At 72.1% G+C, this 15,110-nt stretch carries 4 protein-coding genes; all 4 read right to left on the bottom strand.

Translation table 11 applies throughout. The features are described from left to right. Window positions 1–106 precede the first annotated feature (106 nt). The 4 genes from VZQ01_RS00360 to VZQ01_RS00345 are packed head-to-tail and all read right to left on the bottom strand — an operon-like array spanning window position 107 to window position 15,107. Window positions 107–4,480: a type I polyketide synthase gene (locus VZQ01_RS00360; protein WP_426746627.1), complete on the bottom strand. Its 4,374-nt coding sequence runs from the start codon at window positions 4,478–4,480 to the stop codon at window positions 107–109. Window positions 4,481–4,500: 20 nt separating this feature from the next. Next, a complete protein-coding gene (locus VZQ01_RS00355; protein WP_426746626.1) occupies window positions 4,501–5,799 on the bottom strand; it encodes a glycosyltransferase in 1,299 nt (432 codons plus the stop codon). Between the two features lie 31 nt (window positions 5,800–5,830). After that, a complete protein-coding gene (locus VZQ01_RS00350; RefSeq protein WP_426746625.1) occupies window positions 5,831–10,513 on the bottom strand; it encodes a type I polyketide synthase in 4,683 nt (1,560 codons plus the stop codon). A gap of 13 nt (window positions 10,514–10,526) precedes the next feature. Further along, window positions 10,527–15,107, bottom strand: coding sequence for a type I polyketide synthase (locus VZQ01_RS00345; RefSeq protein ID WP_426746624.1), 4,581 nt, complete (start codon window positions 15,105–15,107; stop codon window positions 10,527–10,529). Window positions 15,108–15,110: the final 3 nt, after the last annotated feature.

Below are 15,110 nucleotides of genomic sequence, written 5' to 3'. Positions count from 1 at the left end.
TGCTGGACTCCGGGTCCTCCGGTGGCTGGGGATGGCCCAGGGCGGAGGGAAGTTCGAGGGGACCGGACGAGCAGGGCTCTCCGGTCCAGGAAAGGTTCAGGGCCGGCTATCGCGAGCGACGCGCGAGCTCGGCTTCGATTTCTTCGTCACTGAGGTTGGCCAGCTCATCGAGCGCGGCCTGACTGGCGGCCTCTTCCAGCGCCGCCTGATGGTCCGCCACCAGCTTCGCCAGCGAGGCCACCGTGGCGGCCTCGAAGAGCTTCGCCAGGGGAATGTCCAGGTCGAACTGGGTGCGCAGCCGTCCCGCCACGCGCGTGGCCAGGAGCGAGTGGCCACCCAGGTCGAAGAAGTTGTCGTTGAGGCCCACGGAGTCGACGCCGAGGACCTCCTGCCAGAGCGACGCGAGCTGCTTCTCCAACTCGGAGCCGGGCGCGACGAAGGGCGTCTTCGAGCGACGCGGCTTGCCGGCCGCGCGGGCTCCCGCGGTGGGCTGCGACGTCTCCCTCTGAATCCACAGCCGCCAGCGCTGCGCCAGGTCACCGGTGGCGACCACCACCTGACCATCCACGCCGAGCGTCACCAGTCGGCGTACGGCCTCCGCGCCCTCCGCGGGCGTCATGGCGTACTGGTCCATGCTGGTGCGCACGTTCGTGTGCTTCGTCTCCTCGGGCCACGGGTCCCACGACGCGCTCACCCAGCGCGTCCCCGTGCGGCCCGCGCGCGCCTGCGCGAAGGCATCCATGAACAGGTTCGAGGACGCGTACGTCAGGTAGCCCAGGCCGCCGAGCACCGCGGCGTTGGACGAGAAGAGCAGCACGAAGTCCGCCGAGCGCCGGCTCAGCACCTGCTCCAGGGCATAGGTGCCGTGGACCTTGGGACCGAACTGCGTCTCGGACTCACTCCGGCCGATGTCCGTCAGCGGGTTGTAGAGCGACGGGCCCTGCGTGACGCCCGCGCAGTGGAGCACGCCGTTCAACGCGCCGAAGCGGGCCTCCACCTTGGCGACGGCCGCCTCCAACCGCGCCGCGTCCGCGACGTCCGCCTGCACCACCATCACCTGGGCGCCCGCCTGCTCCAGCTCCCGCACGCGGAGGATGCGGCGCGCCACGGCATCGTCCTCGGGATGCGTGGCCAGGTAGGAATCCCACTCGGAGGGCGCGGGCAGCGCCGTGCGACCCAAGAGCGCGATGCGCGCGTGGAGCGTGCGCGCCAGGTGCTCGGCCAGCATCAGGCCGACCCCGCCGAGGCCGCCAGTGATGAGGTACACGCCCTGCTCACGCAGCGGCGTGGGAGCCTCGCCGGCGGGCTCCAGGCGCAGCGGCGAGTGCGTCTGCGCGTAGCGGAGGCTGCCGCGCCATGCGACGACGGCGTCACGCGAGCGCTGGCTCAGCTCGGCGAGCAGTCGCTCCGCGAGCTTCTCCACCGCCGGGCTCCCGGGCGCGGGGGCGACGACGTCGAGGCAGCGCGTGGAGACGTGCTCCTGCTCCTGCGGAATCACCTTGCAGGGCCCCAGCAGCGTGGCCTTCTCGGGGAGCGCCGTGCCCTCGCCCGCGACGTCCTGCACGCGGTCCGTCACGACTTCAACGCGCACCGGGCGCGACGTGTCGCCCTTCGCGAGCGCCTGCCCCAGGTGCAACAGGCTGTAGTAGCCCGTGTCCTGGACCTTGCGGAACAGCTCGGGGCTGGACGGCTCGTCGCCCGAGGAGCCCAGGCTCCACAGGTGCACCACCACCGAGGGGCTCAGGTCCTGGTCGGCCAGGTCCTTCCACAGCGTCGCGTAGTCCCCGCGCAGCCGGGCATCCAGCGCGTAGCGCTTCGCCGCGTCGCGCATGAAGGCGCCGCCCTGGCGCACGCGCACCACGTCCTGCCCGGCCTCCTCCAGTCGACGGGCCAGCGCCTCGCCGACGCCCAGGCCGTCCACGAAGAGCACCCAGCACCGGCGCTCCTGCAGCGCCTTGCGGTCCAGGGCGATGGGCGCCGTGCGGTGCCACGCGGGGACATGGAACCAGTCCGCGACGTCCGCGAGCTTTCCTTGCGGCGTCTGGGACGACACGGCCTGCGTGGACTCGGCGCGCGCGGCCGGGGCCACCCAGTAGCGCTGTCGCTCGAAGGGGTAGGTGGGCAGCGGCACGCGGCGAAGGCCACGGTCCTCGTTCACGTCGTCCCAGTCCACCTCCACGCCGTCCAACCAGAGCTGGCCCAGGGTGTTCAGCACCGAGGCCAGCGCGGGCAGCGAGTCCGCGAGGCTGGTCCTGATCGCGCGCGTGCCCGTGGTGCCGGCCAACGCACGGGCGCGCTCGACCAGCGCCCCCGGGGTCCCCATCGTGAGGACGACGCGGGTGGGCTCCTTCACCAGCTCGCGCAGCGCATCGTCCAGGCGGGACGTGTTGCTCGCCGCGTCCAGCCAGGTCTCCGGGCGCACGGCCTCGGCGTCCGTGACGAAGGCGCCTGTCGCGGAGGAGAGCAGCGGCGTCTCGGGAGCCTTCAGCCCCGAGCCCGTCAGGCCCGCACGCTGACTGCTCGGGTCCCCGAGCAGCGCCATCGTCAGGGCCTTCTCCAGCGGGAGTGCTCCCGAGAGCGCCGCCGCGACCCACGCGCCGGTGCCCTCTCCGAGCACGGACTCGGGCACCAGGCCCCAGGCCATCCACAGCCGCGCCAGCGCGTACTGCTCGACGAAGCGCGCCATCGTGCCCAGCGGGGCGGGGAGCGAGGGACGGCTGCCGTCCTCGGGATACATCGCGGCGCTCAGGTCCAGGTCCAACGGCGAGCGCAGTAGCTTCGCGCACGCGTCCACCTCCGCGCGGAACACCGGCTCCGAGCGGTAGAGCGACTCCAGCGGCGTGCCCGCGCCGGCATCGGAGAAGAGGAACGACACGGGCCGCTGGCTCGTCTCGTGCGTCGCCGTGAGGACGCGCTGGGGCTCGGCCATGCGCAGCACACGCACTGCGTCCTGGACGTCACGGGCGACGAGGACCCGGCGATGCGAGTGCGCCTTGCGACCCACCTGGAGCGTGTGGGCCACGTCCGCCAGCGACAACCCGGGCTGCGACTCCAGGTGCTGCGCGAGCCGCGCCGTCGCCGTATCGAGCGCCGTGTGACTGCGCGCCGACAGCACGAGCAGCTCCCAGGGCCGGCTCACGGACGACGCGGGCGTGGCGGGTGCCTCCTCGAGGATGACGTGTGCGTTGGTGCCGCCGATGCCGAACGAGCTCACGCCCGCGCGCCGGGGCGTGCGCCCACGGGGCCACGGCTGGAGCGTGGTGTTCACGTAGAAGGGGCCGCTGTCGAAGTCGATCTGCGGGTTGGGTGACTCGAAGTGGAGGCTGGGCGGGAGCTGCTGGTGCTTCATCGCCAGGATGGCCTTGAGCAGGCTCGCGCTGCCGGCCGCCGCGTCCAGGTGTCCCACGTTCGTCTTCACCGAGCCGATGGGGATGGTGCGGCGCCCCTTCGTCTTGTTGCCGAAGGCCTTCGTCAGCGCGCGGAGCTCGATGGGGTCGCCCAGCGCGGTGCCGGTGCCGTGCGCCTCCACGTAGTGGATGCTGTCGGCGGACACCTCGGCTGCGGCGAGCGCGTCCTTGATGACGGTGGCCTGGCCCTGCACGCTGGGCGCGGTGAAGCTGGCCTTCACGGCGCCGTCGTTGTTGATGGCGGAGCCCTTGATGACGGCGTGGATGGTGTCACCGTCGGCGAGCGCGTCCTCCAGCCGCTTGAGGACGACGAGGCCGATGCCGCTGCCGAAGATGGTGCCCGCCGCCTTCGCGTCGAACGCGCGGCAGTGGCCGTCCGGCGAGACGATGCCGCCGTACTGATACAGGTAGCCCACGTTCTGCGGGACGTTGATGGCCACGCCGCCCGCGACGGCCATCCGGCACTCGTCGGCGAGCAGCGCCTGTCCGGCCAGGTGCAGGGCGACGAGCGCGGTGGAGCACGCGGTGTGCACCGAGTACGCGGGGCCGCGCAGGTTGAGCCGGTGCGCCACGCGCGTGGTGAGGAAGGCCAGGTCGTTGCCCAGGCCGATCTCGAACGGGTCCAACCCGCCCAGCGCGGCGGGGTTCGAGAAGAGGTTGAAGACGTACGTGTCCGTGCGCGCGCCGGCGTACACGCCGATGCGGCCCTTGAAGCGCTCGGTGTCGTAGCCCGCGTGCTCCAGGGCCTCCACGGCGCACTCCAGGAACACGCGCTGCTGCGGGTCCATCACCTCCGCTTCCTTGGGGGTGACGCCGAAGTAGCCCGCGTCGAACAGGTCCGCGTCCTCGAGGACGGCCGCGGCCTTCACGTAGTTCGGGTCCGAGCGAACGGCGGCGGTGTCGAGCGCGCTGGGCTCCAGGTCCGCGTCCTCCAGGAACCGGATGGACTCCACGCCGTCGCGCAGGTTCTTCCAGAAGGCCTCCAGGTCGCGCGCCCCCGGGAACCGCCCCGCCATGCCGATGACGGCGATCTCCAGTCCGGTGGTGTCCGCGTTGGACGAATCCGTGGCCATGTCTCTCTCCCGAGTCCCGCTCAAGTGTCGACCTTCCTCGCCCGCTGCTGCTTCAGCGCGCTCCTGCGCCGCTGACGCCGCCCCTCGTCTTCCGCGTCCTCATCGCCCTCGTCCCCGCTCACCGGGTCCGAGGCGAGCCCCACCCGACGGACCAGGTCCTCGATGTGGTGACGCGCCTTCGTCGTTCCGTGCTCTTCGCGGAGCTGCTCGCCCAGCCGCGCCGCCGAGGCGCGCAGGCCCGTGTCCTCGTGCGTCGCGCGCAGCGCCGCCGCGAGTCGCTCCACGCTCAGCTCGCCGATGGGAATCGCCGGTCCACCGCAGCCGCGCTCCTGGACGACCTCGCCCCAGGTGAACTGGTCATAGGTGTGCGGCACGACGACCTGGGGGATGCCCGCGCGGAACGCCGCGCCCGTGGTCCCCGCGCCGCCGTGGTGCACCACGCACGACACCCGCGAGAACAGCCACGAGTGCGGCACCTGTCCCAGCGCGTGCGCCGTCGGAGGCAGGGCGCGCTGGCCCAGGCCGCTCCAGCCGTGCTGGATGAGGGCCCGTCGTCCCGCGCGCTCGGCGGCGGCCACCAGCGTGTCCGTCAGCGCCGCCGGGTCCGCGTGCGTCATGCTGCCGAAGGTGATGCACACCGGCGGCTCGCCCTCCGCCAGGAACGCGGCCAGCTTCGGGTCCGGCGTGAAGTCCGGCTCGTCGAGCAGGCAGTAGCCGACGGTGTGGTGGTGCGCCGGCGCGTCCGAGGCGGGCGGGCGCACGTGCCGGCTCAGCGCGGTGAGGACCAGCTGCGGTGACAGTCCATCCACCAGCGGATTGTCGAGCGGAGGCAGTCGCAGGGACTCGCGCAGCGGGTTCACCAGTCCGCGCACCGCGGCCTGGAACGCTGGGCTCCCGCCGCCGCTGCCGCTGTGCTCCACGAGCACCGTCACGAAGGGCAGGTGCGTGAGGTCGTGCACCATGCGGGCGGCGGGCTGCACGCGTCCGCTGACGAGGACGTCCGCGTTGCGGCATGCCGCGCGCAGGTCCTCCAGCATGAGGGGCACGGCCTCGGCGAGCGGCTGGAAGAGCTGGAGCATGCCTCCGGCGGAGTGGGCGACCGCGGGGTTGCCCATCATCGCCTGGGTGATGCCGCTCTGTGCGTCCCTCAGGTCGGGACCCACCGGGGCGAACTCCAGGCCGTGGTGCCGCGCCAGCGCCTCGTACGAGGGCGCTGCGGCGAGCACCGGCTGATGGGCGTGGCGCTTGAGCTCGACGGCCAGGGCCACGAAGGGCTGGACGTCACCGAGAGACCCGAAGTTGGTGAGGATGACTCGCATGGTGCGCGGGCAGGGTCGACTGCGGGCCGACTCAGCCCTCGTCCTCCACTTCCTCGTCGTCGGAGCGCCGCCGGGAGCGCTGCCGCTGGAGGTTCTGCTTGCGGCGCTGCACCGTGGACTCGCGCTCGTCCGTCTCCGCCTGCACCGTGCCCGCCTCGGGAGGCTGGAGCAGGGCGGCCAGGGCCTTCACCGTGACGCCTTCGTAGAGGCTGGAGGCGGGCACGCTGATGTCCAGGCGCCGCTTGAGCCGATCACTGAGCTGCACGGCGATGAGGGAGTCACCGCCCAGCTCGAAGAAGTTGTCCTGGATGCCGATGGGCGCGACACCGAGCGTCTGCTGCCAGAGCTCCGTGAGCGTGCGCTCCATCTCCGTCGTGGGCGCGACATAGGCGCTGCGCAGGTTCGATGGCCGGGGATGCTGAGGCCGCGCGGCCGGGGGGGCGGAGTCCACCGCCTCGACGGCGCGGGAGCGGGCCTGTCGCGCCACCGGGTCGTGCGTGGACACCACCCACCAGCTGCCCTCGGACTGCGAGAGCACGCGCGCGAGGGCCTCGGCGCCCTGCTCGGGAGCGATGGCCAGCCGGTCCAGGGCCTCACCGCGTGCACCCGGATGCGCGCCGTAGTCCTCCACGCGCACCACGTCCCAATCCAGGCTCACCCAGCGCCGCCCCGCGCGAGTCGTCGCCTGGGCGAACGTGTCCTGCCACGCGCTCGCCGCGGTGTGCGCGACGGTGGCCATGCCGCCCAGCACGGAGGAGATGGAGGACGCCACCACGCGGAAGTCCAGGGGACGCTCGCCGAGCACCTGGTCGAGCAGCGCCAGTCCCCGCACGCGCGCATCGAAGTGCCACGCGCTCTCCTCGGGCCCCGTCTCGGAGACGAGCCGCGCCACCAGCTCGCGCGGCAGCCAGGCCCCGTACACCACGCCGTGCACGGTACCGAAGCGCGCCAGCACGGTCTCCACCGCTTCGCGCAGGGACTCCTGCCTCGTCACGTCGCCGGAGATGACGGTGACCTCGGCGCCCAGGCTCTCCAGCTGACGAGCCCGACGGATGCGCTGCGACGAGGGATGCGCCTCGCCGTGCTGGGACAGGTGCGTGTCCCAGTGCTCGCGTGACGGCAGGTCCGCGGGCTCCAGGCAGACCAGCTTCGCGCCGGGCGAGATGCCCGCGAGGGCGCGGGCGTTCATCGCGCCCACGCCGCTGAGGCCATGCACCAGCAGGTACACGCCACCCGGGCGCGAGAGGACCTTCGCGCCCGTCGCGTCGGGCAGCGGCAGCGGCTCCAGCGTGCGGGCCCAGCGGTGCGGACCTCGCAACGCGACCACCGTGTCCAGGGCCGTCGAGCGCAGCTCCGCGCGCAGGGACTGGAGGCTCGCGGGGGGCAGCTTGAAGTCCGCGTCCGTCACCACGTCGATGTGGCGCAAGCGCAGGAACGGCTGCTCCTGCGAGACGACCTGGCAGGGGCCCAGCACCGTGGCCTTGTCCGGCGAGAGGGCTTCGTCGCCCGTCACCTCGTGGACGTGGTTGGTCACCACCCAGATGGAGCAGGGCTTCTCGGGGGCGTGCTCGACGAGGGCACGCGCGAGGGCGACGAGCGAGTGGTACCCGCTCGCCTGTGCCTGCGCGAAGGACGTGGGCAGTCCGGGCGTGAGGCTCCACAGGTGCAGCACGGCGTCGGGCAGCAGGCCCGCGTCACGCAGCGCGCCGAGCAGAGCGCGGAAGTCCGACAGCGAGCCGGGCGCGACGGTGAACTCCGAGTCCCCCGTGTGACTGAAGGCCGTACCCGGGCGCACGCGGAGGACTCGTCGCTCCTCACCAGGGGCGGCAGCCAGGAGCGCGTCGGTGGGAGAGGCCTCGTCCTCGAACACCAGCCAGACGCGAGGCGTGGCCCCTCGCGCGACGAGCGAGGACGACAGCGGGGCGCGCTTCCAGGACGGCACATGGAACCAGCGCTCCATCGGCTCCTGGACGAGCGCGGTCTCCGTGGCGGCGGGCGTGCTCCTCGCTTCGGAGGACGGCGTGCTCCTCGTCTCCGGCTCCACCCAGAAGCGCTGACGCTCGAACGGGTAGGTGGGGAGGGGGAGCCGCTGGCGTCGCTCCTCGCCGTGGAAGCCCTTCCAGTCGACGGTGACGCCCGCGAGCCAGAGGCCGCCCAGCGTCGAATACGCGTTCGGTGGTGCGCCCGGTGCGACGGTGTCCTGCGACGTCGGCATGGACGCGAGCACCGGGCGCGACGCGACGGTGTCCGGATGTCTCCGCGCGAGCCTGCTGAGCACCTGTCCCGGGCCGCATTCGAGCAACACGCGCTTCGGGTCCGACAGCAGGGCGTGGAGCCCATCGGCGAAGCGCACCGCGCCGCGCAGGTGCTGTGCCCAGTAACGCGGGCTCGTCGCCTGCTCGGTGGTGATCCACGTCCCGGTGACGTTGGAGACGAAGGGCAGGGTGGGCGGCCGCAGCGGCATGGCCGCCGCGCGAGCGGTGAAGGCGTCGAGGATGGGGTCCATCATCGACGAGTGGAACGCATGCGACGTGGCGAGCACGTGGCTGCGCACGCCGGCCTCCTCGAGCAGGCGGCGCACGCGCTCCACCGCCTCATGCGGTCCGGAGACGACGCACTGCATGGGCGAGTTCACCGCGGCGAGGCTCAGCTCGGTGCCGAGGTAGGGTCGCACCTCGTCCTCGCTCAGCGGCACGGCCAGCATCGCCCCGGACGGGAGCGACTGCATCAGCCGTCCACGCGCCGCCACCAGCTGGAGCGCGTGCTCCAACGAGAAGACACCCGCGAGGCACGCGGCCACGTACTCACCGATGCTGTGGCCGAGCATCGCGGCGGGCTTCACGCCCCAGGACATCCACAGCCGCGCGGTGGCGTACTCGAGGACGAAGAGCGCGGGCTGGGTGAGCTCCGTCCTCGCCAGCGTGCGCTCGTTCTCCTCCGGCGTGCCGGCCTTCGGATACAGCACGTCGCGCAGGTCCTTGCCGCCCAGGTGCGGAACCAGCAGCGCCGCGCACCGGTCCACCTCTGCCCGGAACACGGGCTCCGAGTCGTACAGCGCGCGGCCCATGCCCACGTGCTGCGAGCCCTGGCCGGGGAACAGGAACGCCACCGGCCGGTCCACGCTGTCCTGGGCTTCGGGGGCTGGCGGCTCGGCGGGAGTCCGGGTCAACGCCTCCACCGCGTCGCCCGCATCGCGCGCGAGGATGAAGCGGCGGTGCGAGAAGCGCTGACGACCCGCCTGGAGCGTCCACGCCACGTCCGCGAGCTTCGCGTCGGGGAGATTCTTCAGCGCCTCCGCCAACCGCTGCGTGCTCGCCTCTAACGCGGAGGGCGTGCGGGCCGACACCGGGAGCAACTGCCACGCGCGGCGCGGAGTCGCGCTGTCGAGCGGACGCGGCGGCTGTTCCAGGACGACGTGCGCGTTGGTGCCGCCCACGCCGAACGAGCTCACCCCGGCGCGGCGAGGCATGGCGGTGGCGGGCCACGGCTTGAGCGTCGCGTTGACGTAGAAGGGGCTGGTGTCGAAGTCAATGGCCGGGTTGGGCCGCTCATAGTGGAGGCTGGGCGGCAGCTCGCCGTGCTTCACCGCCATCGCCGCCTTGATGAGGCCGGTGACGCCGGCCGCGGCGTCCAGGTGGCCCAGGTTGCCCTTCACCGAGCCGAGCGCGCAGTAGCGCCGTCGCTGCGTGGACGCGCGGAAGGCTCGGGTGAGCGCCTCCACCTCGATGGGGTCACCCAGCGGCGTCGCGGTGCCGTGTGCCTCCACGTAGCCGATGTCGTCGGCCTCCAGCCCCGAGGCCGCCAGCGCCTCGGCCACCACCTGGGCCTGACCCTCGACGCCCGGCGCGGTGTAGCCCGCCTTGAGCGAGCCGTCGTTGTTGATGGCCGAGCCCTTGATGACCGCGTGCACGGTGTCGCCATCGCGCACCGCGGCCTTCAGCTTCTTGAGCACCACCACGCCCGCGCCGCTGCCGAACAGCGTGCCTCGCGCCTTCGCGTCGAAGGGCCGGCAGCGTCCATCCGGAGACGCCATGCCGCCCTCCACGTGCCGATAGCCATGGAGGAAGCTCACGTTGACGGAGGCGCCGCCCGCGAGCGCCATGTCGCACTCGCCGTTGAGCAGGCTCTGGCAGGCCAGGTGCACCGCCACCAGCGACGTCGAGCACGCGCTCTGCACCGCGTGGCTTGCGCCCCGGAGGTTCAGCTTGTACGAGACGCGGGTGGCCAGGAAGTCCGTGCCGTTGCCGATGTTCACCTGCACCGGCTCCACCGACTCCAGCACGCGCGGGTTGCGCGCCAGGTTCATCAGCAGGTACGTGTTGAGCGTGGCGCCGCCGTACACGGAGATGGCGCCCGGGAAGTCGCGCGGCGAGTAGCCCGCGTGCTCCAGCGCCTCCCAGCAGACCTCCAGGAAGACGCGGTGCTGGGGGTCCGTCAGCTCCGCCTCACGGGGCGGCATGTCGAAGAACGCGGCGTCGAAGGACTCGGGTTCGGGCATGACCGCCGCGGCGCGCACGAAGTCCGGGTCCTCCACCTGCTCCGGAGCGACGCCCGCGGCGAGGCTCTCCTCGGGCGTGAAGAAGCGGATGGACTCCACGCCGCCGCGCAGGTTCGCCCACAGCTCGGCCGTGCTCCGCGCGCCAGGGAAGCGCCCGGACATGCCGATGATGGCGAGGTCCGCGTCGTCGATGTCTGACGGCTGCTTCACGTCCACGGCGTCCGCTCCTTCACTCACGGCGGCTGCGCCGCTCGCGTCGCGCGGCTCCACGGTTCTGACTCGACTCGAACCCGGGCGGGTCCGAAGGGGCGCCGAGCGCTCCCAGCTTCTTCGCCAGCGCGGCCACCGTGGGCGCCTCGAAGACGGAGGTGAGGGGGACCTCGCGCCCCAGCTCCCGCTTCAGCCGTCCGACGATCTTGAGCCACAGGAGCGAGTTGCCGCCCAGGTCGAAGAAGTTGTCATGGATGCCCAGCCGCGACAGCCCGAGCTGCTCCTGCCACACCTTCGTCAGGGCCAGCTCCAGGTCGCCGGTGGGCGCCACGTACTCGGTGCCCAGCTGCGGCCGCTCGTGCGTCGCGCCGCCCGAGGTGTCCTGGTTCTTCTGCCCACCCTCACGCTTCAACCAGCGCGCCACGCGCGCCTCCAGGTCTCCGGTGGAGACCACCACCTGCCCGCCCAGAGAGGACTCCGCGACGCGGCGGAAGGCCTCCACCGCCTCGTCCTCCGTCATGGCGAACGCGTCCAGGCTCGTCTTCGTCTCACGGGACTCCTCGTCCACCGAGGGCCACCCATCCCAGTTCGTGCTCACCCAGCGCGTCAGCCCCTGCTTCGAGCGCGAGGTCGCGAACGCGTCGAGGAAGGCATTCGCCGCGCCGTACGCCGCGAGCCCCAGGCCCCCGAGCACCGAGGCGTTGGACGACACCAGCATCACGAAGTCGAGCTCACGGCCCGCCAGCGCCAGCTCCAGCGCGTACGTGCCCTGCACCTTCGCGCGGAAGTGGGGCTCGCACGCGGCGGCATCCAATCCGGAGAGCAGCGCCACGGCGCCTTCGCCCGCGAGGCCCGCGGCGTGGATGACGCCGTGCACCTCGCCGAACTGCATCGCCCCCTGGGTGATGGCGACGCTGAGCAGCATGTCATCCGCCACGTCCGCGCGAGCCAGCAGCACCTCGGCGCCCGCCGCCTCCAGCTCCCTCACCGCGCGGCGCTTGTGGCCGTCGCGGTCCATCTCCAGACCCCACCGGCTCACGAGCACGAGCCGCGCCTGATGCTGGCGCGCCAGGTAGCGGGCGATCATCAGGCCCACGCCTCCCAGGCCGCCGGTGATGACGTAGACGCCCCGGTGACGGAAGGGCCGCGCGGGCTGGGTGTCCGCCTCCAGCCGCACCGGCTCATGCGTCTGCACCAGTCGGGTCGTCCCGCGCCAGGCGACGACGGGCTCACGAGCCTCGGTGGCCGTGCTCGTCACCTCCTGCAGCAGCGCCCGCGTGTCGAGCGCCACCGGGCCACGGCCCAGGTCCACGTAGCGGCAGGAGAGGAAGTCGTGCTCCTGCGGGATGACCTTGCACAGGGCCGGAAGCGTGGCGCGCTCGGGGGCGACTTCATCCGAGCTCTCCACGTCGAGCGCCTGACGACCGACGACCGTCAGCTCCACGGGGCCGGGGAGCTCTGCCTCCGTGAGCGCCCGCGTCAGGCGGAGGAGCGGATGGAACCCTCGCGCCTGGGCCTGCTCGAAGCGCTCGTTGCCGAACGCGTCCTGCTCGCCCTCGCGAGAATCCAGGCTCCACAGGTGGACGATGTTCTCCACCTTGAAGTCCTTCGACTTCAGCGCGAGCAGCAGGAAGCCCGGCTCGTCGGCATCCGCCGGGTCCAGGCTGAAGTGGTTCTCGCCCAGCTCCTCGAGCCTCGCGCCCGGAGTCACCCGCGCGACGCGATGTCCCTGCTCCTCCAGCGCCATCGCCAGGGCCGAGCCCACGCCGGTGGAGTCCAGGAACACGACCCAGTCCTTCGGCGTGACGGCACCGGCGCGAGGCGGCGCCAGCGGAGCGCGCTTCCAGGACGGCAGATAGAACCAGCTGGAGACATCCGCGCTCTTGTTCGCCGCGGACCGCCGACGCGCGGAAGGGGCCTGGGGCGCGAGCCAGTAGTCCTGTCCCTCGAAGGGGTACGTCGGCAGCGGGACGCGCAGCCGCCGCGCCTTGCCGCGCACGGCCGACCAGTTCACCTCGACGCCCGCGGCCCAGAGTCGCCCGAGCGTCGCGGTGAGGTGCTCCTCGTCCGCCACCGGGTCCTGCGGATGGCGCAGGGACGAGAGCACCGCCGGCGCGGAGGGGCCGTTGACCTGGAGCCGCGCGAGCGTGCTGAGCGTCCGGCCCGGACCGACTTCCAGGTAGACGTGCGCGGGGGCCTTGGCCAGCTCGCGGATTCCGTCGCCGAAGCGCACCGTTTGCCGCAGATGCTTCACCCAGTACGACGGGTCCAGCGCGTCATCCAGGTCGATCCACGTGCCGGTGAGGTTCGACAGGAACAGCACGTTCGTCGGTGGGTTGAGCTTGATGGTGCGGATGAAGTCGCTGAAGCGGTCGAGGATCGGGTTCACCACGTACGAGTGCGCGGCGACGTCGATGGGGATGTGACGGAACTCCACCTCGCGGCGGGTCAGCTCCGTGGCCAGGGCCTCCACGGCCTCCACCGTGCCCGCGACCACGCACTGCGCGGGGCCATTCACCGCCGCCAGGGACAGCGTCTCCCCGAGCAGCGGACGGACCTCCGACTCGGGCAGCGGCACGCTGAGCATGCCGCCACCGGGCAGCTCCTCGAAGAGCTTGCCGCGCATCACCACCAGCGCGAGCGCGTCCTCCAGCGAGAAGATTCCCGCCAGGTGCGCCGCCATGTACTCACCCAGGCTGTGGCCGATGACCGCTTCCGGCTTCACACCCCAGGACTCCCACAGCTTCACCGTCGCGTACTCGATGGTGAACAGCGCCGGCAGCGCCAGGGAGGTGCGCTTGAGGCGCTGGCCCGCGCTCTGCGCCGAGGCGGCGTCCGGGTACATCACGGGCTTCAGGTCGAAGCCCAGCTTGGGCCGCAAGAGGTTGCAGCAGTGGTCCACCGCCTCGCGGAACACGGGCTCGGCGTCGTAGAGGCCACGGCCCATGTCCGGGTACTGCGCGCCGCCCCCGGGGAACATGAAGACCAGCGATGCCGACGTCGTGCCGGGCGAGTGCGTGAAGAACCGCTGTGGATCCCGCGTCTCCAGGACCCGCACCGCGTCCTCCCGGTCCTTGCACACGATGACCCGGCGCAGGTCCAGGGCCTTGCGGCCGGTCTGCAGCGTCCACGCCACGTCCGCGAGCTGCTGCTCGGGATGCGCCTTCAGGTGGGCGAGCAGCGCCGAGGTCTGGGCCTCCAGCGCCGTCTGCGTCCGCGCGGAGAGCACGAGCGACTGCCAGGCGCGAGAAGCGTCGCCCGGCTGGGTGAACGGCGGCTCCTCCACGATGAGGTGCGCGTTGGTGCCGCCGATGCCGAACGAGCTCACGCCGGCGCGGCGCGGCGTCGGCCCCTCGGGCCAGGGCGTGAGCTTCGTGTTGATGTAGAAGGGGCTGTTCGCGAAGTCGATGCGCGGATTGGGCTTCTCGTAGTGGAGGCTCGCGGGCAGCTCCGCGTGCTCCAGCGCGAGCACCGTCTTCACCAGGCCCGTCACGCCGGCCGCCGCGTCCAGGTGTCCGACGTTCGTCTTCACCGAGCCGAGCCCGCAGAAGCCGCGCTTGTCGGTGCTCCGGCGGAACACCATGTCGAGCGCCTGCACCTCGATGGGGTCGCCCAGCGGCGTGGCCGTGCCGTGCGCCTCCACGTAGGTGATGGAGTCCGCCGGCGTCTCCGCGAGGCTCTGCGCCCGGGCGATGACCTCCGCCTGTCCGCTCAAGCCCGGCGCGGTGAAGCCGACCTTGAGGGCTCCGTCGTTGTTGATGGCCGAGCCACGGATGACGGCGTGGATGGTGTCGCCGTCCGCCAGCGCGTCCGCCAGGCGCTTGAGGACCACCACGCCCGCGCCGCTGCCGAACAGGGTGCCCTGGCCCCGCTCGTCGAACGCGCGGCAGTGCCCGTCCGGAGAGGTGATGCCGCCTTCCTGATAGTGGTAGCCCGTGCGCTGCGGCATGTGCACGGAGACGCCGCCGGCCACGGCCATGTCGCACTGGTAGCCGAGCAGCGACTGGCAGGCCAGGTGCGTGGCCACCAACGACGTGGAGCAGCCCGTCTGCACCGTCAGCGCCGGGCCGCGCAGGTCCAGGTGGTAGGCGACGCGCGTGGCGAGGAAGTCCTTGTCGTTGGCCACCATGGCCGGGAAGGTGTCTTCGGCCCGCTGGAACTCCTCGCGCGACAGCAGGTTGAAGAGCAGGTAGCTGCTGAGGCTCGAGCCCGCGAAGACGCCCGTGGAGGTGCCCGGGAGCCGTCCCGTGGAGTAACCGGCGTGCTCCATCGCCGTCCACACGCACTCAAGGAAGACGCGGTGCTGCGGGTCCAGCAGCTCCGCTTCCCGAGGGGCGTAGCCGAAGAGGCCCGCATCGAAGCGGCCCGGGCGCTCCAGCACGGCCCCGGCGCGCACGAAGTTCGGGTTGGCCAGGAACGACGGGTCGACCCCGAGGGACTTCAGCGCGTCGTCGGAGAAGAGGGTGATGCCCTCCACTCCGTCGCGCAGCATCCGCCAGAACGCGTCCACGTCCGCGGCGCCGGGCACACGCACGGCCATGCCGACGATGGCCACCGCCAGCCCCGAGTCACCCTCGTACACCTTGTGACGACGACCCATGAC

The sequence above is a fragment of the Myxococcus faecalis genome (genome assembly GCF_050039385.1).
GTDB lineage: Bacteria > Myxococcota > Myxococcia > Myxococcales > Myxococcaceae > Myxococcus > Myxococcus fulvus.
The sequence above is the reverse complement of the archived record's forward strand: the minus strand, read 5'-3'. Positions and strand labels throughout refer to the sequence as shown.